Annotated in this window: 16 protein-coding genes; 7 read left to right on the top strand and 9 right to left on the bottom strand. The window is 67.2% G+C overall.

The genetic code is table 11. The features are described 5' to 3' along the window. Nucleotides 1-152: 152 nt before the first annotated feature. The 3 genes from typA to ptsN all read left to right on the top strand — a co-directional run bounded on the left by typA (nt 153) and on the right by ptsN (nt 3,483). A complete protein-coding gene (gene typA / locus PV781_RS22370) occupies nt 153-1,979 on the top strand; it encodes a translational GTPase TypA (protein WP_274777837.1) in 1,827 nt (608 codons plus the stop codon). Nucleotides 1,980-2,340: 361 nt separating this feature from the next. Then, nucleotides 2,341-2,940, top strand: coding sequence for a ribosome hibernation-promoting factor, HPF/YfiA family (gene hpf, locus PV781_RS22365; RefSeq protein WP_274777836.1), 600 nt, complete (start codon nt 2,341-2,343; stop codon nt 2,938-2,940). 78 nt (nt 2,941-3,018) lie between these two features. Then, nucleotides 3,019-3,483 (top strand): PTS IIA-like nitrogen regulatory protein PtsN, encoded by a 465-nt coding sequence (gene ptsN, locus PV781_RS22360; protein WP_274777835.1) that lies wholly within the window; start codon nt 3,019-3,021, stop codon nt 3,481-3,483. Nucleotides 3,484-3,548: 65 nt separating this feature from the next. On the opposite strand, the gene PV781_RS22355 is transcribed toward ptsN, so the two are convergent. The 7 genes from PV781_RS22355 to PV781_RS22325 form a co-directional block, all read right to left on the bottom strand. Further along, nucleotides 3,549-3,812 (bottom strand): BQ00720 family protein, encoded by a 264-nt coding sequence (locus PV781_RS22355; RefSeq protein WP_274777834.1) that lies wholly within the window; start codon nt 3,810-3,812, stop codon nt 3,549-3,551. Between the two features lie 50 nt (nt 3,813-3,862). Then, nucleotides 3,863-4,288: an Hsp20 family protein gene (locus tag PV781_RS22350; protein ID WP_274777833.1), complete on the bottom strand. Its 426-nt coding sequence runs from the start codon at nt 4,286-4,288 to the stop codon at nt 3,863-3,865. Nucleotides 4,289-4,454: 166 nt separating this feature from the next. Continuing rightward, nucleotides 4,455-6,524 carry a 4-alpha-glucanotransferase gene (gene malQ / locus PV781_RS22345; protein WP_274777832.1) on the bottom strand — a complete coding sequence of 690 codons (2,070 nt, stop codon included), beginning with the start codon at nt 6,522-6,524 and terminating at the stop codon, nt 4,455-4,457. Between the two features lie 24 nt (nt 6,525-6,548). Next, nucleotides 6,549-8,648 (bottom strand): glycogen debranching protein GlgX, encoded by a 2,100-nt coding sequence (gene glgX, locus PV781_RS22340; RefSeq protein ID WP_274777831.1) that lies wholly within the window; start codon nt 8,646-8,648, stop codon nt 6,549-6,551. Next, nucleotides 8,648-10,876, bottom strand: a complete 2,229-nt coding sequence (gene glgB, locus PV781_RS22335) for a 1,4-alpha-glucan branching protein GlgB (protein WP_274777830.1) — start codon at nt 10,874-10,876, stop codon at nt 8,648-8,650. Before glgB ends, glgX begins: the two co-directional genes overlap by 1 nt. Continuing rightward, entirely contained in the window at nt 10,873-14,172 is a 3,300-nt protein-coding gene (gene treS, locus PV781_RS22330) for a maltose alpha-D-glucosyltransferase (RefSeq protein WP_274777829.1), read from the bottom strand. Before treS ends, glgB begins: the two co-directional genes overlap by 4 nt. 287 nt (nt 14,173-14,459) lie before the next feature. Next, on the bottom strand, nt 14,460-16,322 hold the full coding sequence (locus PV781_RS22325; RefSeq protein ID WP_274777828.1) for an ABC-F family ATP-binding cassette domain-containing protein: 1,863 nt from the start codon (nt 16,320-16,322) through the stop codon (nt 14,460-14,462). 224 nt (nt 16,323-16,546) lie between these two features. Between PV781_RS22325 and PV781_RS22320 the strand changes: the two genes are divergently transcribed. The 4 genes from PV781_RS22320 to PV781_RS22305 all read left to right on the top strand — a co-directional run bounded on the left by PV781_RS22320 (nt 16,547) and on the right by PV781_RS22305 (nt 21,148). Then, nucleotides 16,547-17,044, top strand: a complete 498-nt coding sequence (locus tag PV781_RS22320) for a putative pterin-binding protein (protein ID WP_274777827.1) — start codon at nt 16,547-16,549, stop codon at nt 17,042-17,044. Next, on the top strand, nt 17,031-18,767 hold the full coding sequence (locus PV781_RS22315; RefSeq protein ID WP_274777826.1) for a sensor histidine kinase: 1,737 nt from the start codon (nt 17,031-17,033) through the stop codon (nt 18,765-18,767). The genes PV781_RS22320 and PV781_RS22315 overlap by 14 nt, the downstream gene beginning before the upstream one ends. Before the next feature lie 336 nt (nt 18,768-19,103). Then, the gene (locus PV781_RS22310) at nt 19,104-20,327 is read left to right on the top strand and encodes an EAL domain-containing response regulator (RefSeq protein ID WP_274777825.1); all 1,224 of its coding nucleotides are present in this window, start codon (nt 19,104-19,106) and stop codon (nt 20,325-20,327) included. 44 nt (nt 20,328-20,371) lie between these two features. After that, nucleotides 20,372-21,148 carry a response regulator gene (locus PV781_RS22305; protein ID WP_274777824.1) on the top strand — a complete coding sequence of 259 codons (777 nt, stop codon included), beginning with the start codon at nt 20,372-20,374 and terminating at the stop codon, nt 21,146-21,148. 134 nt (nt 21,149-21,282) lie between these two features. Here the strand turns inward: PV781_RS22305 and PV781_RS22300 are convergent, their stop codons facing one another. Both PV781_RS22300 and PV781_RS22295 read right to left on the bottom strand, forming a co-directional pair. Then, complete coding sequence (locus PV781_RS22300; protein WP_274777823.1) at nt 21,283-22,959, bottom strand: methyl-accepting chemotaxis protein; 1,677 nt, start codon at nt 22,957-22,959, stop codon at nt 21,283-21,285. A gap of 202 nt (nt 22,960-23,161) precedes the next feature. Beyond that, on the bottom strand, nt 23,162-23,830 hold the full coding sequence (locus PV781_RS22295; protein ID WP_274777822.1) for a response regulator transcription factor: 669 nt from the start codon (nt 23,828-23,830) through the stop codon (nt 23,162-23,164). Nucleotides 23,831-24,108 lie beyond the last annotated feature (278 nt).

Here is a 24,108-nt window from a genome sequence, read left to right as displayed (position 1 = left end):
AAGACCTATGCAGGGCGGCTCCTCCAGGGCGCCCTGCCGCATCCGGCGCCACTCCACATTGCTTTGCGGCGGGTAATGTGTATTTTGCGGCGCAAAATTTCAGGCAAGCGGGTCCGAGCCCTTCGGGCCCGCGTTTTGGTGTTTGGACCCCCATGCAGCTGCGCAACATCGCCATCATCGCCCACGTCGACCACGGCAAGACCACGCTCGTGGACAAGCTGCTCCAGCAGTCCGGCTCGTTCCGCGAGAACCAGCGGGTGGCCGAGCGCGTCATGGATTCCAACGACCTGGAAAAGGAACGCGGCATCACCATCCTGGCCAAGGCCACGTCGGTGGTGTGGAAGGACATCCGCATCAACATCGTGGACACCCCCGGCCACGCCGACTTCGGCGGCGAGGTGGAGCGCATCCTGTCCATGGTGGACGGCGCCATCGTGCTGGTGGACGCGGCCGAAGGCCCCATGCCGCAGACCAAGTTCGTGGTCGGCAAGGCGCTGAAAATCGGCCTGAAGCCCATCGTGGCCATCAACAAGGTGGACCGTCCGGATGGGCGCCCGCAGGAAGTCATCAACGAGGTGTTCGACCTGTTCGCGGCGCTGGATGCCACCGACGAGCAGCTCGACTTCCCCATCCTCTACGGCTCCGGCCGCGATGGCTGGATGGCCGATGCGCCCGAAGGCCCCAAGGACCAGGGCCTTGCCCCGCTGTTCGACCTGGTGGTCAAGCATGTGCCGCCGGCCCATGTGGACGAGGCGCCCTTCCGCATGCTGGGCACGCTGCTGGAAGCCAATCCCTTCCTCGGCCGCATCATCACCGGGCGCATCGCCTCGGGCACGGTGAAGCCGAACCAGTCCATCAAGGTGCTCGACCGCAACGGCAACCTGGTGGAAAACGGCCGCGTCTCCAAGATCCTGGCCTTCCGTGGCATCGAGCGCCAGCCCATCGAGGTGGGCGAGGCCGGTGACATCGTCTCCATCGCGGGCCTGGTGAAGGGCTCGGTGGCCGACACCTTCTGCGACCTGTCGGTGGACACCCCCATCCAGGCCCAGCCCATCGACCCGCCGACCGTCACCATGTCGTTCCTGGTGAACGATTCGCCGCTCGCCGGCACCGAGGGTGACAAGGTCACGAGCCGCATGATCCGCGACCGCCTGTTCAAGGAGGCCGAGGGCAATGTGACGCTGAAGATCGAGGAATCCGCCGACAAGGATTCGTTCTTCGTGTCCGGCCGTGGCGAACTCCAGCTGGCCATCCTCATCGAGACCATGCGCCGCGAGGGCTTCGAGCTTGCCGTGTCGCGGCCGCGCGTCGTCTACTCCCAGGGCGAGAATGGCGAGACCCTCGAGCCCATCGAGGAAGTGGTCATCGACGTGGACGAGGAATATTCCGGCACCGTGGTGCAGAAGATGTCCGAGCGCCGCGCCGACATGATCGAGATGCGCCCCTCCGGCGGCAACCGCCAGCGTCTCGTCTTCCATGCCCCCACCCGCGGCCTCATCGGCTACCAGTCGGAACTGCTCACCGACACCCGCGGCACGGCCATCATGAACCGCCTGTTCAAGGCCTATGAGCCCTATAAGGGCGAGATCCCGCAGCGTGTGAACGGCGTGCTCATTTCCAATGAGGCCGGCGAGGCGGTGGCCTATGCGCTGTGGAACCTGGAAGACCGCGGCCCGATGGTGATCGAGCCCGGCTGGAAGGTCTATCAGGGCATGATCGTGGGCATCCACAACCGGGACAACGACCTGGAAGTGAACGTCCTCAAGGGCAAGAAGCTCACCAACATCCGCACCACGTCCAAGGACGAGGCGGTGCGCCTGACCCCGCCCATCCGCATGACGCTGGAGCGCTCGCTGGCCTGGATCCAGGACGACGAGCTGGTGGAGGTGACGCCCAAGTCCATCCGCCTGCGCAAGCGCTATCTGGATCCCAATGAGCGCAAGCGCAACGAACGCAAGGGCACCTCGGATCTGGTCTGATCCCTCGCCTGCGGGCGCGGCATGCGACACCCCCGGTCCGAAAGGGCCGGGGGTGTCTTTTTTTGCCCTCCAGGCGGCCGCTCAGGTGGGCGTCCGGCTTCCGGCGCCGTGCCCATGGCGGTGCATGCCGCCAGGGAATGCCGTGAGTCGGCGCGAACGGGCTGATTTGCCGGCGGGAGGTCCTTGAATTACCTTGGGGAAGGTTGTGTTCAGGCCAGCAACCATGCGGTCTGCAGGCTGACGTGCGGCATTTCGTTGACAGGTCGCCCGCTCGCTCCTACCACTGATAGGCCGGCCGGTTTGCAAGAACAGGGTCTTCGGGTGGGGAACCGCATCCGTAACCCAAAGGGGATCAAATCGCATGGCTCTACGCGTCTCGGGTAAGAACATCGACGTGGGAGAAGCTCTCCGTCACCGCCTGTCGGATCGCATCACCGAGGTGCTCTCCAAATATTTCGACGGCGGATGGTCCGGTCATGTCACCGTGGCTCGCGAGGGATCCGGCTACAAGTCCGAGTGCATGCTGCACCTGGATTCCGGAGTGAACCTCCAGGCCCATGGCGCGGCCCAGGACGCCAATTCCTGCGCCGATGCCGCCATCGAGAAGATCGAGAAGCGGCTGCGGCGCTACCGCCAGCGCGTCAAGGATCGCCACGGCCACGGCAATGCGGCTGGCGCCAATGGCGTCTTCGCCGCGCAGAGCTACGTCCTCGACATGCCCGACGTGGATGCCGAGGAAGAGGAGCTGGAGGGGTGGAACCCCACCGTGGTGGCCGAGCAGGCCACCAAGCTGCGGAGCCTCTCGGTGCGTGACGCGGTGGTGGAACTGGATATCACCGGCGCACCCGTCGTCATCTTCCGCCACGCTGGCCATGGCCGCGTGAACGTGGTCTATCGCCGCCCGGACGGGCATGTGGGCTGGGTGGATCCGGCCGCCTTCTCATCCGAAGAAAAACATTGATGGCCGTCGGGCTTGAGGGCAGGCAGGAGCCTCGGCCGGCAGCCTGCCCCAGCCCGATGTTGCCAGGGATAAGCATTCATGCCTCTCGCTGATCTCCTCGCTCCCGAAGCGGTGTTCCCGTCATTGCGGGCGAGCAGCAAGAAGCAAGCTCTCCAGGAGCTTGCCCATCAGGCGGCCGCGCTTGTGGACCGCGACCAGCGCGAGGTGTTCGAGACTCTCCTCCAGAGGGAGCGGCTCGGCTCGACCGGCGTCGGGAGCGGCATCGCCATTCCGCATGGAAAGCTTCCGGGCCTGCCCAAGCTGTTCGGCGCCTTCGCGCGCCTGGACAAGCCCATCGATTTCGAGGCGCTGGACGGCGAGCCGGTGGACCTCATCTTCCTGCTGCTGGCGCCGGAGGCGGCGGGCGCGGACCATCTGAAGGCGCTCGCGCGGGTGGCCCGCATGCTGCGCGATCCGGACACCGCAGAAAAGCTGCGCGCGACGCGCGATGCCTCCGCCATCTACACGCTCCTCACCACCACTCCGGCATCCGACGCGGCGTGACCCGGAACGGTCCGGTCTGAAGGCAGGCGGGAAGGCGGAGAAGATCCGCCTCCACCCCCCCGTCCTCAGTGCACCGAGAGCGTCACCAGGGCATGCTGGCTGGCATTGGCCAGCGCGGCCTCCCGGCTGTCGGTGAGCATGATGGGGGTGCCATCCGCAGCGTGAAGCGTGAACAGCGTCATGCCCGGCGCGATCTCCGGCGCCTGGGGAAACAGCTGCTGCACATCCTCGGACCGGATGGTCCGCACATAGGCGATCTCGCCGCCGCCGAGGCCAGCGAGCGCCTCGGGGGTGATGGTGATGTTCTCGGGGGTGCTCTTCTCGATCATTGTCTCATCCTCTCTTTCCGCAACGCGTCACACCGGGCCACCGTTCCCCTTCAGGAGCGGGAGACGATGTCGATGCGTTTTGCGAGCCGGGTCGGCTCGGGCCGGACGAGATCGATGGACAGAAGACCGTTGCGCAGTTCCGCGCCGAGGACATTCATGCCCTCCGCCAGAACAAAGGTGCGCTGGAACTGACGCGCGGCGATCCCCCGGTGCAGGAAGACGCGGCCGTCCACCTCCTCGGTCTGGCGACCGCGAATGGTGAGTTCCTTCTCTTCGAGCGTGATTTCCAGTTGATCGGACGTGAAGCCGGCCACTGCCAGGGTGATGCGAAGCTTCAGCGGCCCACCGTCGGCGTCGATCCGTTCCACATTGTAGGGGGGATACCCCTCCGACCCCTTGGTGACCCGGTCGAGCGCCCGCTCGACCTCGTCGAAGCCAAGCAGAAACGGGTTCGACAGCGAGGAAATACGCGACATGTCCAAAGTCCTCGTCAAGCGACTTTGCGGTACGGAAGATGTCCTATCCGGCCATCTTCCCGCCGGGGCCCTAAGCGGCACCCCGACGCTTCCCGATATGGGGCGCGGGGGGCGCGCGTGCAAGGGCGGCGCTTGAGGAGGATGCGGGGCTTGAGCGGGCGCCCGTTCAGGAGGTCGCGCGGGCCCGCGCGAGGGTGGCGAGGTGGGTCTGAACGTCTGGTCCGTCCAGCAGCGTATCGGCCGCGCCGTCATAGCGGCGGCGCCAGTTGGGGTGCTCGTCCACCGTGCCCGGCAGGTTGGGCTGCTCGGTGCGCCCGAGCGCGTCTTCCAGCGGCACCACCACCAGGGGGGACGGGGTGCGGCCGACAAAATCCAGCGCCGCGTTCAGGACGCCGTCCGGAGTCTCCGGCGCCGGCGCCGCGCCTTCAGCACCAAGGGCCTGCCAGAGCGCGGCGCGGTCCGCCTCGCGCTCGGCGCGCTCGTCCGCCTCCGTGCGGCCCTCGCCCAGAAGGCCGAGGGGCGCCCGCCAGGTGATGTCGCCGCCGCGCCACCAGCCATGGACCGTGGGCAGGTCATGGGTGCCGGTGACGGCACTGGCCAGGGTGGAATAGTCCGCCGCGCGCTTGAAGCCCGCTCCGTCCCGCTCGAACCACAGCACCTGGAGGCCCAATATGCCCCGCTCCGCCAGCTTCTCGCGGAAGCCGAAGGGCACGGTGCCCAGATCCTCGCCGATCACGATGGCCTGACGGCGCTGGGATTCCAGGGCCACCAGCCGGATCATGTCGTCGAACGGATAGGCCAGATAGGCGCCGGCGGCGGGCGGCGCCCCGTCCGGGATGAGCCAGAGGCGGGACAGCCCCATCACATGGTCGATGCGTACCCCGCCGGCATGGGCCATCACCGCCGCGAGCATGTTGCGGAACATGCCGAAGCCGCCATTGACGAGGCCGCGCGGCGAGAAGGCCGCAAGGCCCCAGCCCTGGCCGATGGAATTCAGCAAATCGGGAGGCGCTCCGACGGAGGCGCCGATGAGCATCTCCTCCTGGTGCCCCCATGCCTGACTGCCACCGCCGTCGGCACCCACGGCCAGGTCGGCGATGAGGCCGATGGGCATGCCTGCCGACCGCGCCGTGTCCTGGGCCGCCTGGAGAGAGCGGGCCGCCATCCATTGCAGGGCGGCGTGGAAGGTCACCGCCTCCGCATGGTCCTGCGCGAAGCGCTCCACCTCCGGCGAACGGGGGTGGCGCAGCCCCTCCGGCCACGAGCGCCAGTGCCACTTGAACGGGTCGGCGCCGAATTGCGCGGCGTGGAGGGCCTCGAAGCGGGCATGGTCCTCCAGCATCTGTCCGCCATCGCGGCGGAAGGCGGCCAGATCCGCCACGAGGTCGGGTCGCCTGGGCAGGACGTTGGCGCACAAGTGCCGCATGACGGAGAGCTTGGAGGGGCCAGCTTTCGGCCACTCCACCTGCGCGGCTGCCTCCAGCGCAGTCATTTCAGCTCCAAGGCCCAGGGCCGCCACAGCCTGGGCCACCGTTTCGGCGCCGAATACCACCGCCGGGTCCGCATGAAGGGCATTCACGAACAGACGGCTGGAGGGCGAATAGGGGCTGAAATGGTGGGCATCGGCGGAAAAGGCGGCGTGGACCGGGCTCATGACCAGCCCTGCGGCGCCCGAACGCGCCGCATCCATGGCGAAGGCGCCAAGGCCGGTGAAGTCGCCGATGCCGCCATCGCCCGCCCGCCGCAGCCCATAGACCTGCACCGCCAGCGCCCACAGGCGCGGATCCTCCCGGCGGACCGCATCGCCGACGCTGAAGCAGCGCGCGGGCGCCACGGCCAGAACGGTCTCAAGCCCTCCCGCCTCCAGGCGGTGATAGCCCGCATCCCCAAGCGCCGGCAGGTGCAGCCGTCCCTGCGCGACCTCGGCCTCCCCCTCCACCATCCCGCCGCCCTCCAGGCGGATGCGATAGCGCACGCGCGCCCCGCGGTGTGCGAAGGGCAGGCTGATGGGCGCGCCCGCATCGGCGGTCACGAGCGGTGGGGTGTTGGCGGCCTGCTCGCGTTCCAGTGCGTGGAGGCCATCAGTCACTTCCGCATCGGTGGAGGCGGGCAGGCCAAGGGTCGCGAGCAAGGCGCGCAGCACGTCGGGCGAAACGGTCTGGGGGCGGCCGAACGCGTCCGTCCATTGGGGAGACAGGCCGGCGAGGGCCGCCAGGCGGGTGAGCGCGTCGGTCATGCGCGAAGTCCTTGCGAAGATCGGTCAGGCGGCGTCGAGATGCGCGGCGAGCAGGCGCACGCTGCGGGGCGCGAGGCGCGTCTCGCCCTCCACGGTCGGTTCGCCCTGCGGACGACTGGCGCTGTCAAACACCAGCCGCCAGTCCTGGGGCGGCTCCGGAAGACGGAAATGGGTCTCCTCGCCCTTGCCGTTGATCAGCAGAAGCAGCACGTCGATGCCGCCGTCCGTTGAGGGTCCGGCGCGCCGGAGATTGAGGGTGTGGCCGCCATCCGCATGCCAGCCATCGCCTTCCAACTGCGTGCCATGCTCGTCAAACCAGGAAATGTCCGCCATGCCGGGTATGGGCTCATGGTGGCCGTGCAGGAAGCGGGGGGCGCGCAGCAATTGGAAGCGCCGCCGCAGGGCGGACAGCTGGGCGAATGTATCGATCAGGTCCGCCCCGTCGTCCGTGCCGGCCAGCGACCAGTCGATCCAGGAGATTTCATTGTCCTGGCAATAGGCGTTGTTGTTGCCGTTCTGGGTGCGGCCGAACTCGTCGCCCGCCAGCAGCATGGGTGTGCCCTGCGAGAGCATCAGCGTCGCGAGCAGCGCCTTGCGCACCTGGTGGCGGGTCTTGAGGATGGCGGGATCGTCGGTCGGCCCCTCCGCTCCCCAATTGGCCGAGAAGTTGGCGCCGTGGCCATCGCGATTGTCCTCGCCATTGGCCTCGTTGTGCTTCTCGTCATAGGCGGTGAGGTCGGCCAGCGTGAAGCCGTCATGGGCGGCAAGGAAATTCACCGAGGCCCATGGCTTGCGCGAGCGCATGTCGAAGGCTTCGCTGGTGCCGGTCAGGCGTGCCGCCAGTTCCCCCCGCTGGCCGGGTTCGGCCCGCCAGAAGCGGCGCACGCCGTCGCGGAAGCGGTCGTTCCATTCGGCAAAGCCGGGCGGGAAATTGCCGAGCTGGTAGCCATCGGGGCCAATGTCCCAGGGCTCGGCGATGAGCTTCACCCGTGAGAGAACCGGGTCTTGCCGGATGGCGTCCAGGAAGCCGCAGCCGGGGTCGAAGCCGTTGGGCTCGCGGGCCAGCGTCACGCCGAGATCGAAGCGGAAGCCGTCCACATGGAAGGCTTCCACCCAGTAGCGCAGGGAATCCATCACCATCTGCAGCACGCGCGGATGGGAGAGGTTGACCGTGTTCCCGCAGCCGGTGTCGTTGATGTAGTAGCGGGGATTGTCCGGCATCAGCCGGTAATAGCTGGCATTGTCGAGGCCCTTGAAGGAGAAGGTGGGGCCAAGCTCGTTGCCTTCGCATGTGTGGTTATAGACCACATCGAGGATCACCTCGATGCCCGCCGCATGGAGCCGGCGCACCGCGCCCCGGATCTCCCGGAGACCGGCGGGGCCCAGAAAGGCCGGCTCGGGCGCGAAATAGGACAGGGTGGAATAGCCCCAATAATTGCGCAGCCCCCGTTCCACCAGGAAACGATCCTGAAGGAAGGCGTGCACGGGCAGCAATTCCACGCTGGTGACGCCAAGCCGGTGGAGATGATCGATGAGACGCGGATCGCCCAGCGCCGCGAACGTGCCGCGCACCCGTGGCTCCATGTCGTCTCGCATCATCGAAAGCCCGCGCAGATGGGCCTCATAGACCACCGTGTCCGGCCATGGCACGTCGGGGCGGCGGTCCGCCCAGTCGGTGGGGGTGTCCATCACCACGCATTTGGGCATGGCGGGGGCGCTGTCGTGGCGGTCCATGGCCAGGTCCGCCCGGCCGCTCTGGAGGCGGTAGGAGAACAGGCTATCCGACCAGCGCGGCGCGCCGGTGAGCTGGCGGGCATAGGGGTCGATGAGGAGCTTGGCCGGATTGAAGCGATGGCCGCGCCCGGGATCATAGGGGCCATGGGCGCGATAGCCGTAGACCAGACCCTCGGAGGCGCCGGGCAGGTAGCCGTGCCAGACCTCGTCGGTGCATTCGGGTAGCGCCAGGCGGGCCACTTCCCGCCGGCCCCGCTCGTCGAAGATGCACAGTTCGATCTTTTCCGCATGGGCGGAAAAGACCGCGAAATTCACACCCAGCCCGTCCGCATGGGCGCCGAGGGGATAGGGTTTTCCGGGCTCCAGGCGGTCGGGAAAAAGGGCGGGCATCACGTCTCCTGCGGGGTCAGGAACAAGGCGGCAAGGGGCGGCAAGGTCAGGTCGAGCGCGTGGGCAAAGCCGTGGCTCGCGGTGCTTAACGCCGTAGCGCCGCCAAGGTTGCCGACCCCTGTGCCGCCATAGAGGGGCGCGTCGGTGTTCAGCAGTTCACGCCAGCGCCCGCCGGTGGGCACGCCGATCCGGTAGCCCTGGCGCGGGGTGGGGGTCATGTTGCAGATGACCAGCACCGGGGCAGCGCCGGGCGCCTCCCGGAGGAAGGCGAAGACGGAGTTTTCCGCGTCTTCCTCCACAATCCAGCGGAAGCCGCCCGGGTCCGCATCCCCCGCATGAAGGGCGGGGTGGGCGCGGTAAAGCCGGTTCAGGTCGCGCACCAGGGACTGGACGCCGCGATGGGCGCCTTCCGCGAGAAGGGGCCAGGGCAGGGCGCTGTCATGGTTCCATTCGGTGGGCTGGGCGATCTCGCACCCCTGGAACAGCAGCTTCTTGCCGGGATGGCCCCACATGAAGCCGAGATAGGCCCGCAGGTTCGCCATGCGCTGCCAGTCGTCGCCGGGCATGCGGGCGAGCAGCGAACCCTTTCCGTGCACCACCTCGTCATGGGAGATGGGCAGGACATAGCGCTCCGAGAAGGCATAGACGAGGCCGAAGGTCAGGTCGGAGCCGTGGAAGCGACGATGGATGGGATCGCGTCCCATATAGCGCAGGCTGTCATGCATCCAGCCCATGTTCCACTTGAAGGAAAAGCCGAGCCCGCCTTCGCTGACTGGCGCGGTCACACCCGGCCAGGCGGTGGATTCCTCGGCGATCACCAGCGCGCCGGGGACGTCCCGCGCCACCGTCTCGTTGAGGCGGCGCAGGAAGGCGATGGCCTCCAGGTTCTCCTTGCCGCCATGGATGTTGGGGATCCACTCGCCGGGTTTGCGGGAATAGTCGCGATAGAGCATGGAGGCGACCGCATCCACGCGCAGCCCGTCCACATGGAAGTGCCGTAGCCATTCCAGCGCGCTGGCGATGAGAAAACCCGCCACCTGCGGCTTGCTCAGATCGTAGATCAGCGAGTTCCAGTCGGGATGGAAGCCCTCGCGCGGGTCGGCATATTCGTAGAGCGCGGTGCCATCGAAATGCGCGAGACCGTGGGCGTCGGAAGGAAAATGGGCCGGCACCCAGTCCAGGATCACGCCCAGGCCCGCCTGGTGGCAGCGGTCCACGAAGCGGGCGAAGGCGTCCGGCGGCCCGAGCCGCGCCGTGGGCGCGAACAGGCCGAGCGGCTGATAGCCCCAGGAGCCGCCGAAGGGATGCTCCATCACCGGCATCAGCTCCAGATGGGTGAAGCCGAGGTCGGTGGCATAGGGAATGAGGCGGTCCCCCAGGGCGTCCCAGTCCGGCAGGCGGCCGTCCGGGTGGATCCAGGAGTAGGCGTGCACCTCATAGAAGGAGAGGGGGGCCTGCGCCGTGTGGCGGCTGGCGCGGCTCTCCATCCAGGCGCCATCCTGCCAATGGAAGGGCGCGGGATCGGCGACGATGGAGGCGGTGGCCGGCGGGCATTGGGTGGCCCGCGCCACCGGATCGGCCTTGCGCGGCAGGCGGGCGCCATCGGGGCCGATCAGCTCGAACATATAGGCCGCGCCGGGGGACAGGCGCGGGACGAACAGCTCCCACACGCCCCCATTGCGGCGGCGCATGGGATGGCGGCGGGGGTCCCACATGTTGAAATCGCCGATCACGCTGGCCGCGGCCGCATGGGGCGCCCAGAGCGCGAAGCGCACGCCCGCAATGCCGTCCACCGCCGTGGCGCGGGCGCCGAGCGCATCGGCGAGATTGAGGTGCGTGCCCTCGCCGATGAAATAGAGGTCGTCGTCGGTCAGGAGGAGGGGGAAGGCATAGGGGTCCTCGCTCTCCTCCACCACCCCGTCAGGCCAGGTGGTGCGCAGCACATAGGCCGACGGCCCCTGCTGTGCGAAGGCACCCGCCGGCCCCGCGAACAGGACGCCGTCCGGCTGCGCGGCGAGGGGAAAGGCCGCGCCTGTCTTGCGCTCCACCACCTCCACCCGCCGCGCACCGGGACGGATCGCCCGCACCACCACCCCATCGGGTACCAGATGCGGCCCCAGCACGCGGAAGGGGTCGCCATGGCGGGCATCCAGCAAGGCGTGCGCCTCGGCCTCGGCCAGCCCCGCGGCTGTCGCTTGGGGCGCGGGATGGGCAGTGGGAGTGCTCATGAGGTGGCCTCCTCCAGCGGTGTCGGGGTGTCCTCCAACTCGGGATCGACGGCGCCCGCATAGCGCACGGCAAAGCCGTGGAGCGCACGCACCGCGGGTGCGGGCGTGAGGCCGGAGCCGCAGATCTCCTGGGCCACCAGTTCGAGAAGGAACAGGTCGATAAGCGCCCGCTCCAGGCCCCCGGCCCCGTCCGCATAGCCACCCAGCAGCGCGCGTTCGGCCCGGCTGGCGAAGCGATCGAGAAGCTCGGTGCGCGCGGCTTCGGTCATCAGCCCCACGGTCTCGTGGGGCGCGTTGACCAGTGCGGCCGAGGCGGAAGACAGGGCGCGCATGAGGCTGGCAAGGTCGAACCACGGGCTGGCCTTGCCGGCTTCGTCGCCGAAATTGACGAGGCAGGCATCGTTGCCGCGCACCAGCACCTGGCCGAGATTCAGATTGCCGTGAATGCGCGTCTTGGGGGTGCCGGACAGGCTGCCGGCAAGCGTGCTGGCCACCGCCCGCAGGTCCGTTCCCACCTGCAAGATGGCCTCCGCGCGCGCGGCATCGGCCGCGGACAGGCCCGCCGGGTCCTTCAGCGCATGGAAGGCGCTGTCGAGAAGGGCGGCCACCGCCTCACCCAACGCTTCCGCCTCGGCGCGGGTGAAGGCCTCGGGCGCGAAGGCGGGGTCGTCGGTCTGCGTCCGCATCAATGCATGGAATTCCGCAAGCCGCCGCCCCGTCTGGCGCAGGAAGGGCATGATGCCCGACATCTGCTCCTCGAAGGCCGGCTCGATCTCGCGGCCCGACTGGGCGGAGGAGGTGAGCGCGCGGCTCACCTGGTCCAGCACCCAGTTGCGGGCGTTGCCCTGGTTGCGCACATAGCCCAGCATCAGCGCCAGCACGGCCGAGCGCCCATCAGAGGTGGTGCGCACCACTTCTCCCAGCAAAGGCGGCGTGCCCTCGAAGCCAAGCGAGGTGAGGCGCCGGATCATCTCCGATTGCGGCTGCGCGCCGAGATGCGGGCGGCGGATGACCTTGAAGGCCGCACCTTCCTCGATGACGATGGTGGCTGTGGGCTGTTCGGTGCCGATGCGCTGGACCGGGGCGTCTTCCGGGATTTCCAGACTGGCGAGGTCCGCATCGGCCACGAAGCGCAGTTCGCCCCCGTCGGGCAATTCGAGCACCGTGCCGGAGCGCAGCGCCCGCACAACGGCGCGAGGCAATTGGTCGAGGGTGAGCCCATCGGTCAGATAGCCCACGCGCCGGCCCTGCCGCACCCGCGTCAAGGCAAGCTGGACGGAAAGCGGGCTCGGCTGCTCGTCCTCCCAGGCGATGGCCAGCGGCATCATGTAGCGCGCGCTTTCCCCGCCTGCTTCCACGACGATCTGCACCACCATCACATGGTCGCCCGCCTTGGGCAGCGGCATGGCCCATTCGATGAACGCCCGGTCGATGGGCGCACGATCGGCCTTGCGCAAAGCGGTCTCGTCACCCGGCGCGGTGAACCAGCGGCGGCGGCGCACATAAGCGGGCAGCGCCTCCTGCTCGATGATCGCCTTGTTGCGTGAGGAGAGTACGTCGGCGAGGCCCGCGCGCAGGACCAGGGTCTCGAATTCCGGCAATTGCTCGGGCGGGCTGGTGTGCCAGGAGGGCTCGGCCACGTTGGCGGCGAGGTTGAAGGCGAAGAAGCCATAAGGTGGCACGGTGAGGAGATAGGGCAGGCGCCCCACGGGCGGGAACGGCGTGCCGCCCATCATTTCCACCGGCACGCGGCCGTCGAATTCGGTGAGGTCCAGCTCCACCGCCTGCAGCGTCTGCGACAGGTTGGCGATGCACAGGATGGTCTCGTCCGCATAGGTGCGCAGATAAGCGAGGATCTTGCGATTGCCGGGATAGAGCGGCCGGAAGCCGCCCCGCCCGAAGCAGGGATGGGCCTTGCGCACCGCCAGCATGCGGCGCGTCCAGTTCAGCAGCGAATGGGGGTCGCGCATCTGCGCTTCCACATTCAGCGCGAAATAGCCCGACAGCGGGTCCTGGATGGGCGGCAGGACCAGTTGCTCCGGGTCCGCCTTGGAGAAGCCGCCATTGCGATCCGGCGACCATTGCATGGGCGTGCGCACGCCATCGCGGTCGCCCAGATGGATGTTGTCGCCCATGCCGATCTCGTCGCCATAATAGATGACGGGGGTGCCGGGCATGGTGAAGAGAAGGGCATTCATCAGCTCGATGCGCCGCCGGTCGCGCTCCAGAAGGGGCGCGAGGCGGCGGCGGATTCCGAGGTTCAGCCGCGCCCGCCGGTCGGCGGCATAGACGGACCACAGATAGTCCCGCTCCGCATCCGTGACCATTTCCAGCGTCAGCTCGTCATGGTTGCGCAGGAAGATGGCCCATTGGCACGTTTCGGGGATGGAGGGCGTCTGCCGGAGGATGTCGGTGATGGGGAAGCGGTCTTCCTTGGCGATGGCCATGTACATGCGCGGCATCAGCGGGAAGTGGAACGCCATGTGGCATTCATCGGCATTCTCGCCGAAATATTGCTGCGTGTCCTCCGGCCACATATTGGCTTCGGCCAGCAGCATGCGACCTTTATAATTGGCATCGAGATGCGCGCGGATCTTGCGCAGGATGTCGTGGGTCTCGGCGAGGTTCTCGTTGGACGTGCCCTCGCGCTCGATGAGATAGGGCACGGCATCAAGCCGCAGGCCATCGACGCCCAGATCCAGCCAGAAGCGCATGACCGAAAGGATGCGCTCCAGCACTTCGGGATTGTCGAAGTTCAGGTCCGGCTGGTGGGAATAGAAGCGGTGCCAGAAATACTGTCCGGCCACCGGATCGAAGGTCCAGTTGGACTTCTCGGTGTCCAGGAAGATGATCCGCGTGCCCTGATAGCCCTGGTCGTCATCGGCCCAGACATAGAAATTGCGCTCCGGCGACCCCTTGGGCGCGCGGCGGGCGGCCTGGAACCAGGGATGCTGGTCGGACGTGTGGTTCACCACCAGCTCGGTGATGACGCGGATGCCGCGGGCATGGGCCGCCTCGATGAAGCGGCGGGCATCCTCCATGGTGCCGTAGTCCGGCGACACGCCCTCATAGAGCGCGATGTCATAGCCATCGTCCCGGCGCGGCGAGGGATAGAAAGGCAGCAGCCAGATGGCGTTGACGCCGAGTTCCGCGATGTAGTCCAGCTTGGCGAGGAGGCCCGGAAAGTCGCCGATCCCGTCATTGTTGGAATCGAAGAACGACTTCACATGGAGCTGGTAGATGACCGCGTCCTTGTACCAGAGCGGGGCGTCGCCGGGGGCGATGGGGTCGGCCATGTCAGCCTCCCCTGCCGGGACGGAGGGGGGAGCGGGGCGAACAAAAATTCCAGGCGCGAATGGCGGGCATTGCTCATCTGGGCGGCGGACGGACGCGAACGGGGGACCGTGGCGCCGATCCTTTAGCCCCCCGCCAGCTTGAACGCGGCAGGTGACGACATGGTTCCCGTACATATCGATCGGCCCCCGCCTGTGGTTCCAGGCAGGCGCTGAAAATGCTGGCGGGACCTGATCCTGGCGGCGGCCGAAAATCCCCAGCTGGAACGATCGAAGCCGGGGCGCCCTGTTCAGGCAGTGGCCGCTTCCAGCTCCGCGCTCGCCTCCAGCCAGGCTTCCTCCGCCTGGGCGAGGGCGTCCACAGCCTCCTCCCGCTGCTTGTTCAGGCGGGCGGCGTCGTTGGGGAATTTCTCGATCTTGGGGTCGGCGAGGCGCTTGTCGATGGCGGCGATGTCCTTCTCAAGCTTCGCCATCAGGGCCTCCGCATCCCGCACCTTCTTGCGCAAGGGGGCGGCGGCGTCCTCCGAGGCGGAGGTGTCGGGCGCCTCCTCGCCCTTGCGGGCGTCGCCGGACATCTTGCCCGAACCGGCGGTGCTCAGAAGCTCGCGCCGATATTGGTCGAGGTCGCCGTCATAGGGCTTCACCGTGCCGCCGCCCACCATCCACAGCCGGTCGACGCAGGCTTCCAGCAGGTGCCGGTCGTGGGAGACCAGGATGACGGCGCCGGGGAAGTCATTGATGGCATTGATGAGGGCGGCGCGGGCCTCGATGTCCAGATGGTTGGTGGGCTCGTCGAGGATGAGCAGGTGCGGCCCGTTGAAGGCCGCAAGGCCGAGCAGGAGGCGCGCCTTCTCGCCGCCGGAGAGGGCGGAGACCTTGGTGTCGCCGGCCCCGCCTGAAAAGCCCATCTCGGCGGCCCGCGCCCGAACCCGCGCCTCGGGCGCGTCGGGCATGAGGCGGCGCACATGCTGCACCGGACTGTCGCCGGGCACCAGTTCGTCCAATTGGTGCTGGGCGAGATAGGCCACTTCCAGCTTGTCGGCGCGCACCACATTGCCGCTCTGCGCCTTCAGGCGGTCGGCGATGAGCTTGGCGAAGGTGGACTTGCCGTTGCCGTTGGGCCCGAGCAAGGCGATGCGGTCGTCCTCATCGATGCGCAGGTTGAGATTGCGCAGGATCGGCTTGCCCGGCTCATAGCCCACCGCCACCTTCTCCAGCACCAAGATGGGCGGAGAGAGCAGACGCTCGGGATGGCGGATGGAGATGGCCGCTTCCTGCTCGTTCACCTCCGCCGCCAAAGGCTCCATGCGGGCGAGCGCCTTGATGCGGGACTGGGCCTGGCGCGCCTTGGTGGCCTTGGCCCGGAAGCGGGCGATGAACGCCTCCATATGGGCGCGGTGCGCCTCCTGCTTCTTGCGGGCCTTCTGGTCCAGCAGCGCGCGCTCGCGGCGCTGTCGGTCGAACTGGGTGAAGTTGCCCCGATAAAGGTTCAGCTTGCCGCCTGAGAAATGCAGGATGTGGTCGACGGAGGTGTCGAGCAGGTCGCGGTCATGGCTGATGAGGATGACCGTGCGGGGATAGCTCGCCAGATAGTCCTGGAGCCACAGCGTGCCTTCCAGGTCGAGATAGTTGGTGGGCTCGTCCAGCAGCAGCAGGTCCGGCTCGGTGAAGAGCAGGGCGGCGAGGGCCACGCGCATGCGCCAGCCGCCGGAAAATTCCGAGCAAGGCCGCGCCTGCGCCGCCTCGTCGAAGCCGAGCCCCGCCAGGATGCGAGCGGCGCGGGCAGGCGCGGAATGGGCGTTGATGTCGATGAGACGCGCCTCGATCTCGCCCATGCGCATGGGATCGGTGGTGGTCTCGCGATCCTGGAGCAGCGCGGCGCGCTCGGTGTCGGCGGCGAGCACCCGCTCCAGCAGGCTGTCGGGACCGCTCGGCGCCTCCTGCGCCACCCGTCCAATGCGCGCCCGGCTCGGCAGGCGCACGGTGCCACTTTCCAGCTCCAGCTCGCCCATCAGCGCCTTGAAGAGGGTGGTCTTGCCGGTGCCGTTGCGGCCGACGACGCCCACGCGGGCAGTCTCGGGCAAGGCCACGGAGGCATGGTCCAACAGGAGGCGGCCCGCAATGCGCAGGGAAATATCGTCGAGCACGATCATAATGGGTGCGTTCTCGCAGGGGCGAAGGCGAAGGGCAAGCCCGGTCGGCGCCGCAGCGGGCTTCTCCCTCGCGCGCACTTTGCCACCGTTGCGGTGGCGATTGCCCCCATTTGCTTCCATTTCGGAGCCAATTCCACGCCCAACCTGGTGCGGTTTATGTCAGCATCTGCGCTGCGATCGACGCCTGTGGGGGGCATGGTCCGATCGAGGTCGGGGTGGGGCTCATGGTGGTGAATGTGCGAACCCTTCTGGGGCTCGTGGCGCTCTTCGTGCTGGTCGCGGCGGCTGGACAGGCCGACGCGCAGACGCTGCAACTGCGCTGGATCCGGGACAATGGCGCCATCCTGTCCGAACAGACCGTCAGCCTGGAGCAGCTGGCCAAGCTGCCTGCGGAGACCTTCGCGACCAAGACGCCCTGGACCCAGGGGGTCAACACGTTCGAGGGACCGAGCCTGGCCATGCTCGCCGGGCAGCGCGCGCTGCCGGTGGAGCGGGCCATCGTGGTGGCGCTCAACGATTACATGGCCACCGTGCCGGCGGAGGACTGGGAGCAGAACGGGGCCATTCTCGCCATCCGCGTCAATGGCGCGACCATGAAGGTGCGGGAGAAGGGTCCCTTCTGGGTCATGTATCCCATGGACCGCAATCCCAAGCTCCAAAGCCAGATGTACCGCACCCGGATGGTCTGGCAGGTGAAGGCTATTGACTTTGTCGTCCCATAAGCGCCGCTCGCTTCGCGCCTTCATCGTTCCCGCGGCGCTGATGGGAGCGATCGTGGTGCTGTTTGCCGCCACCATCATGCTGTTCGATGCGCAGACTGCGCAGCGGACCCTGCTCAATTCCTCCATCCGCAGCACGGGGTGGGCGACCTATCAGGCCCAGCTTGAATTCCTGAAGACCAAGGCGGCGCTTCACGATGCCACCGACCGGCCGTCTCCTGCCAATCTGCAGGACCTGACCTTGCGCCTCGAACTGCTGATCTCGCGCATCAACATCCTGCATTCCTCCTCGGAAATGCTGGAGCTGGACAGCATCGCGACCCGCCAGGCCACGCTCATGGCCGTCGAGCACCGCCTGGCACTGTGGAGCGACCGCCTCGCCCATCCCGATCCCGACGTGCCCATAGATGGCCTCCTTCGCGGTCTGGAGAAGGACCTGCAGCCGTTGGAGGTGGGGCTCCAGCGGGTGCTGCAGGAATCCGTGGCCTTCAACGACAAGGTGTTCCAGCGGGAGAAGGAGCTGGCGCAGAATCCGGCGCGCATCCCGTTCGCCCTGCTGATCATGGCCAGCATCTCGCTGGTGGTGATCCTGGTGGTGCAGTCCGTGCGCGACACCCGCCGGGTGACGGAACTGGCGACGCTTGAGCGTTCGGCCCGCGCCATGCAGGACAATCTGCGCGCCATCATCGAGGCCATGCCGGCGGCGACCATCATCATCGATTCCCAGACCAGCAAGGTGCTGTTCATCAATCCCCATGCGGCGCAATTGGTGGCTGCGACCCCGCAGGATGACGAATGGGCGCGCTTCGTGCAGCTCGCCTTCGATGCCGCCGAAAGCCCCGGACAGCCCCAGTGGGGCCTTCTCAACCTCACCTTCCAGCGTGCCCGCGGCGACGTGATTTCCCTGCGCGGCGCCTTGAGCCCCGTCTTGTGGGAGGGGCGGCGCCAATTGCTGCTGGTGCTGGCGGACACGACGCGCATCCGCAGTTCACAGCTTCAGATCATGCAGACCGCCAAGCTCGCGAGTCTGGGCGAAATGGCGACCGCCATCGCCCACGAGCTGAACCAGCCGCTCGCGGTCATCAAGATGGCGGTGGCCAATGCCATGCGCATCGTGAAGATGGGCGGCGAGCCCGATGCGGTGATGGGCAAGCTCGATCGCATCAGCGCCCAGGTGGACCGGGCCAAGCGCATTACCGACCAGGTGCGTCGTTATGGCCGCATGCCCAGCGACCAGAAGGAGCCCTTCGCCGCACGGCTCGCCATCGAACTGGCGGCGAGCTTCGTGGCCGAGCAATACCGCGCCGCCAACATACGCCTCGTGCTGGAACTCGACCTGCCCCCCGATCTCTCGGTGCGCGGCGACCAGACCATGTTCGAGCAGGTTATCGTCAATCTGCTCGTCAATGCCCGCGATGCCTTCACGGGTGCGGGCGAGGTGCCGCCGGGCGCAGCCGTGCGCGTCCAGGCGCGCGCCCGCGATGGCCAAGTCCATGTCAGCGTCTGCGACAATGCGGGGGGCATCGCGCCCCACATCCTGGAGCACATCTTCGAGCCCTTCATGACCACCAAGCCGGCGGACAAGGGAACCGGGCTCGGCCTTGCGGTGTCCCGCAACGTGCTGCGGGACATGGACGGGCAGATCAATGCCACCAATGCCGAGGGCGGGGCCCGCTTCGACATCTCGCTTCCCGTAGCGGTTGAAGGCATGGCGCCCGCTGCATAGGCCTCCTTCCCCATCCCCGCACCGGCCCCGGCCGCGCCGCTGCGTGGCAGATGGGGCTTGTCCCGTTTTTTTCTCAGGGCTTGTCCGAATGGTTCGCGATCCGGCATCGGTCTATGACCGTAGGGTGAAGGCAAAAAAGCTAAATGCGCGCCTGCGGTTGCGGTCGGGCTGGCTTTGTCGCAAAACTCGCATAGGCTCTGCCGGATCAGTGGGGCGTTTCATGGGACCGGGTGGCAAGTCCGAACGGGAGAGGGCCAGGCAGTCGCGTACCGGGAATGGCCGTTCGCCGGCCTGCTCCGCGCCGTGGCCGGCCCGCGCGTTCCAGGGGAGGCGCCCGTGAATCCGGCACCCGAACGCTCCGTCTTCATTCTCGATGACGAACAGGAATTCCGCGAGGACCTCGGGGAATTCCTGGAAGGCCAGGGCTATCGGGTCGCCACCGCCGGCGATGCCCGCTTCTTTACCGATGCGGACATGGCCGACCATGACGTGCTGCTGCTCGACCTGGCCATGCCCTCCATCGACGGCATGGAAGTGCTGAAATATCTGTCCCGTCATCCCAAGGCGCCGGCGGTCATTCTCCTGAGCGGCTCCGGCGAGGATGTGATCCGCACCGTGGCGGATGCGGCGCGGCGGGATGGCCTGGCCGTGCTCGGCCTGCTGCACAAGCCGTTCGATCCGCAGGACCTGCTGCACCTGCTGGAGGCAGACGCCAGCCTGCCCACGCGCGACAAGGCTGTGCCGGTGCGCGAGCCCAAGGCCGTGCTGGCGGCGTTACGCGCCGCGCTCGCCAACTCCAGCCTTCCGGTCCAGTTCCAGCCTTTGGTCCAGGCGGAGACACTCGCCTTTGCCGGCGCCGAGGCGCTGCTGGACGGCACTGTCCCCGGCATCGGCTTTGTCGGGCCCGCCCAGATTCTGGCGGCTGCCGCCAGCGACAGCGCGCTCTCCCTCGCCATCACCCAGCATGTCCTCACCGAGGCCGTGGCGGTGTGCGTCCGCTGGAGGGCGTTGGGCTGGGACGGCAAGGTGAGCGTCAACCTGCCCATCGATGCCTTGCTGACGGCGGGCGTGGCGGGAGCGCTGACCGGCATCGTCCAGGCGGCGGGCCTTCCCACTTCCAGCGTTGTGTTCGAGCTGACCGAGGACGCGCTCTATATCGCCTCCAGCGAGGCGCTCTCGGCGCTGGCGCGGCTGCGCATCGCCGGCTTCGGCCTTGCCCTCGATGATGTGGGCCAGCGCCAGAGTGGTCTCCTGCAGATCGCCAATCTGCCGGTGACCGAGATCAAGATCGACATGGAATTGCTGCGCGACGCGCGCGACTGGGGCAAGGCGCGCAGCGTGTTCCAGTCCATCGCGGACCTCGGTCACGGGCTTCAGCTCTATGTGGTGGCCGAAGGGGTGGAGACCCCCGCCGACCTCGCCTTGGTGCGAAGCTCGGCGGTGGATCTGGTGCAGGGCTTCATCGTGGCGCGCAAGATGAAGGCGGACGATCTCCTCGCCTTGCTTGGCCAGTGCGGGGACCACCAATCTTCGCTGGTCGCCTTGGTGGGCAAGCAATAGCATGGCTGTAGGTTGAAGGTTGAAAGCTCATGGGTGTCAGTGAAATGAGCGAACCACGGGTTCTGCTGGTCGACGATGATCCGGACATCCTCGCCGAACTGAGCGAGGGCCTGACCGTCTTGGGCATTCCCACCCGCACGGCCGAGACGGCGGTGGAGGCCCTCGACCTGGTGCAGCGGCACGAAGCGCTCCAGATCATTGTGACCGACCTGCAGATGCCCCGCATCGACGGCATCGAATTGCTGCAGAAGCTGGCGGTGCGCCGTCACAACCGGCCCATGGCGGCCATCGTCATCACCGGCCATGCCTCGCTGGACCGGGCGGTAGGGGCCTTGCGCCTGCATGCGGTGGACTTCCTTCAGAAGCCCCTGTCGGCCGAGGAAGTGGCCCATTCCATCGAGCGGGCCATCTCGCTGGTGGAAGACCAGGCCGCTGCAGGCGACGAGGAGGAGGCGCTCGCGCCCGTCGCGCATGCGCGGCCCAATTATCTCAAGGCGCTGGTCGCGGCCCGTGCCGATCGCGATGCAATCTTCCAGGCCGGCCTGTTCTCCGATCCCGCCTGGGAGATGATGCTCGACCTGGCGGTGGCCGAGGCGAGCGGGCGACCCATCTCGGTCACGAGCCTGTGCATTGCCTCCGGCGCGCCCACCACCACCGCCTTGCGCCGCATCGATGACCTGAAAGATGCCGGGCTGATCGACCGGGTGCCCGATCCCCGCGACAAGCGGCGCATCCTGGTGCAACTGACACAGCCGGGGCGGGACCGCATGGAAGCCTTCGTCCAGCGCCAGGCCGCTCGGTTCGGCATCAAGCTGGACTAGCGCAAGGGGCGCCGCACAGGCGCCCCACGCGATCTCTGTTCGCACGTCAAAAAAAGGGCGCCCCGCCGGGAGCGCCCTTTTTTGTGGCTGGCCGGATGAGCCCGCCCCGGCACGCGGGGCGGGCGATCGGGGGCTCAGGCCGCCCGCAGCGACTGCACGAAGGTGGAAACCTCCCGCTGCAGGTCCTGGGACTGGGCGGACAGGGAAGAGGACAGGCTCATCAGCTGGGTGGCGGCCGAGCCGGTCATGCCCGCCGCCTGGCCGACGCCGGAGATGTTGTTGGTCACCTGGGTGGCGCCCATCGCGGCCCGGTGGGTGTTGGCCGCGATCTCGCTGGTGGCGGCCCGCTGCTCTTCCACCGCGCCGGCGATGATGGCGGTCAGGTCGCGCACATTGTTGATGGTGGACACGATGGAGGAGATCGAGGTCACCGTGGAATTGGTGGCGTTCTGGATCTCGTTGATCTTGGACGAGATCTCATCCGTCGCCTTGGCGGTCTGGGCGGCCAGTTCCTTCACCTCGGCGGCGACCACGGCGAAGCCCCGGCCCGCATCGCCGGCCCGCGCTGCCTCGATGGTGGCGTTGAGGGCCAGCAGGTTGGTCTGCTCGGCGATGTCCTTGATGAGGGAGAGCACCTGCCCGATGCTCTGGGCCGCGGCCGAGAGCTGCTGGATATTGTCCGAGGTCTTCTCAGCCTCGTGGGCGGCGGAGCGGGCGATCTCGGCGGACGAGGACACCTGGTCGCTCATTTCGCGGATGGAGGCGGACAATTCCTCGGCCGAGGCGGCGACCGTCTGCACGTTGCTGGAGGCGCCTTCGGCCGCATTGGTGACCGCATGGGCCTGGCGCGAGGTTTCCTCGGCCGTGGCGGACAGGTTGCGGGCGGCGTCCGACATTTCCGTGGAGGAACCGGCGAACTGGTCGGCGATGGCGCCCATCTTGGCCTGGAAGGCATCGGCGATGGCGTTGCGCTCGGCAACGAGCTTGCGGGCCATCTCGGCTTCCTTCTCCACCTGGGCGAGGCGCAGGCGCTCCGTCTCGGCGAGGCCGTCGCGGAAGACTTCCAGGGTGCGGGCCATCTCGCCGACCTCGTTCTTGGCGGTGAGGCTCGGGATCTCGGCGTTGAGGTTCCCGCCGGAAATGGCCTGCATGGAGGAGGTGATGCGATTGATCGGGCGCACCACGCCGACGAGCACGAACACGATGGCGGCAAGGCCAATGGCAAGCGCCAGAAGGCTGAAGGCCCCGATGATCCAGAAGGCGGTGGCGATTTCGGACGTGCTTGCGTCGCTCTCGGCCTTTGCGGCATCGTCATTGATTTCGACGAGCTTCGCCAGATACTTCATGGCATCGTCGAACTGGACGGCGGAATCCGTCGCCAGCTTCTGAAGGGCTTCGGCGTCCTTGCGCCCATAGGCGCCGAACATGTCCGACTGCATCTTCATGTAGGTCGCCCATTCCGCCTGGAAGGTGCGCCAATTTTCCCGTTCGCTATCAAAGGTGATGATCGCTTCATAGGCCTTTGACGCATCCTTGAAGCGGATGTCCAGGTCCTTGGTGCGATCCACCGCCTGCTGGTGCAGCTTCGCGTCCTGCACGAGAACGGCGCGCACGGCCACGGCTCGTATGCGGGTGATCAGGTAGCGGATTTCGCCGACGGCGCGGACGCTGGGCAGCCAATTGGTGGTGATTTCGTTGATGTGCTTGGACGCACCGTTCAGCTGGTAGATCGAGATGGCGCTCAGCGAGGCAAGCATGGCCACCAGCAGCGCGACGGTCGCGATCAAGGACGTTTTCAAGGTCAGACGCATTGTCATCTCCAGGCGGGGGCGGCGGCGCGGCCGCTCAAATCTTGGTCGAGCGGCGAGGGTGCGGCCGCATGGCATGATTAGGCGCCCAAGCTGGCGTCAGGCTTGCCGGCTTCGCGTTTCCCGAGCCTTCGCAGGGCCTTGAAAACAAAAGCCCCGCGGCGGCGGGGCGGCCGGCGCGGGGCGAGGCGGGGTGGGAGGAGCCTCACCCGATGAACTGGTAGCCAAGATAGCGCTTGGCATCGATAACCTCGTGGCCGAGCTGCAGGCGCAGCTTCTTGCGCAGCTTGCTCATGTGGCCCTCGACCACGCTCTCATCCACGTCGTCATTGAAGATGCCGTAGATGGTGTTGAAGATCTGGGTCTTGGTGACCCGGCGCTTGGAATTCTTGACCAGGTATTCGAGGATGTGACGCTCGCGCCGGGGCAGCGGCAGGGGGGTGCCGTCCACGGTGGGGTCACGGCCGTCGAAATAGACCTGAAGGCGACCGCTGAGCGCGGGCCCGGTGGCGGAGTTCAGGCGCCTCCACACCGCGTCGGCCCGCGCCACGATTTCCCGCACATGAACCGGCTTGCGCACCACGTCGTCGATGCCGGCAGTGAAGAGTTCGAGCGTCTGGGACAGGCACTTGATGTCGGCGAGCGCGATGATGGGCGCCGGGCTGTGGGTGCGGATGATCTCCGCATAGGCTGGGCGGGCGTCGAAGTCACCGAGGAGAAAGCTCTCGACCGCGCCGATGTCGGCTTCGGAAGCGGTGTTGATCCACTCCCGGAACTCTTCATTGCTGAAGCTCTGAGATGAAAAACCTTCACGGGCGAAGCTGGAGACATAGCTTTCCGCGACACTGGCCCGGTGATCGACGACAACGTACATGGTGGGGTCCCCCCTTTTGCTACAGTAGATCTTCCGGTTGGGTGTCGAGCTTGGGTCTTTGGTCTGGCGCTCAACCGATGGGTAAACAATTAGGTTTGGACGCCGCCGGCCTCAAGTTGAAGTCATTCGCGTTTGGATCGAAGAATCCCTCCGTTTTGACCGGTAACCGGCGAAGAAAAGGGAGACTGGAAGGATTCAACTACGACGAACTACGTAGGTCCGGTTTCCCCATACCATCCATGCCTTGGGCGGGGCTCGGATCGGACCGGACTTCACCG

Origin of the sequence: Aquabacter sediminis (genome assembly GCF_028863665.1) — a bacterium.
GTDB lineage: Bacteria > Pseudomonadota > Alphaproteobacteria > Rhizobiales > Xanthobacteraceae > L1I39.
This window is presented reverse-complemented; position numbering and strand designations above follow the sequence as displayed.

Excerpts from the sequence above, each read along its gene's own strand:
- treS (WP_274777829.1), bottom strand. The coding sequence starts at position 14,172 with ATGGCCGACCCCATCGCCCCCGGCGACGCCCCGCTCTGGTACAAGGAC.
- PV781_RS22320 (WP_274777827.1), top strand. The coding sequence starts at position 16,547 with ATGGTGGTGAATGTGCGAACCCTTCTGGGGCTCGTGGCGCTCTTCGTG.
- glgX (WP_274777831.1), bottom strand. The coding sequence starts at position 8,648 with ATGCCCGCCCTTTTTCCCGACCGCCTGGAGCCCGGAAAACCCTATCCC.
- PV781_RS22355 (WP_274777834.1), bottom strand. The coding sequence starts at position 3,812 with ATGATCGAGAAGAGCACCCCCGAGAACATCACCATCACCCCCGAGGCG.
- PV781_RS22305 (WP_274777824.1), top strand. The coding sequence starts at position 20,372 with ATGAGCGAACCACGGGTTCTGCTGGTCGACGATGATCCGGACATCCTC.
- PV781_RS22295 (WP_274777822.1), bottom strand. The coding sequence starts at position 23,830 with ATGTACGTTGTCGTCGATCACCGGGCCAGTGTCGCGGAAAGCTATGTC.
- PV781_RS22350 (WP_274777833.1), bottom strand. The coding sequence starts at position 4,288 with ATGTCGCGTATTTCCTCGCTGTCGAACCCGTTTCTGCTTGGCTTCGAC.
- malQ (WP_274777832.1), bottom strand. The coding sequence starts at position 6,524 with ATGACCGACGCGCTCACCCGCCTGGCGGCCCTCGCCGGCCTGTCTCCC.
- typA (WP_274777837.1), top strand. The coding sequence starts at position 153 with ATGCAGCTGCGCAACATCGCCATCATCGCCCACGTCGACCACGGCAAG.
- ptsN (WP_274777835.1), top strand. The coding sequence starts at position 3,019 with ATGCCTCTCGCTGATCTCCTCGCTCCCGAAGCGGTGTTCCCGTCATTG.
- PV781_RS22300 (WP_274777823.1), bottom strand. The coding sequence starts at position 22,959 with ATGCGTCTGACCTTGAAAACGTCCTTGATCGCGACCGTCGCGCTGCTG.
- hpf (WP_274777836.1), top strand. The coding sequence starts at position 2,341 with ATGGCTCTACGCGTCTCGGGTAAGAACATCGACGTGGGAGAAGCTCTC.
- glgB (WP_274777830.1), bottom strand. The coding sequence starts at position 10,876 with ATGAGCACTCCCACTGCCCATCCCGCGCCCCAAGCGACAGCCGCGGGG.
- PV781_RS22325 (WP_274777828.1), bottom strand. The coding sequence starts at position 16,322 with ATGATCGTGCTCGACGATATTTCCCTGCGCATTGCGGGCCGCCTCCTG.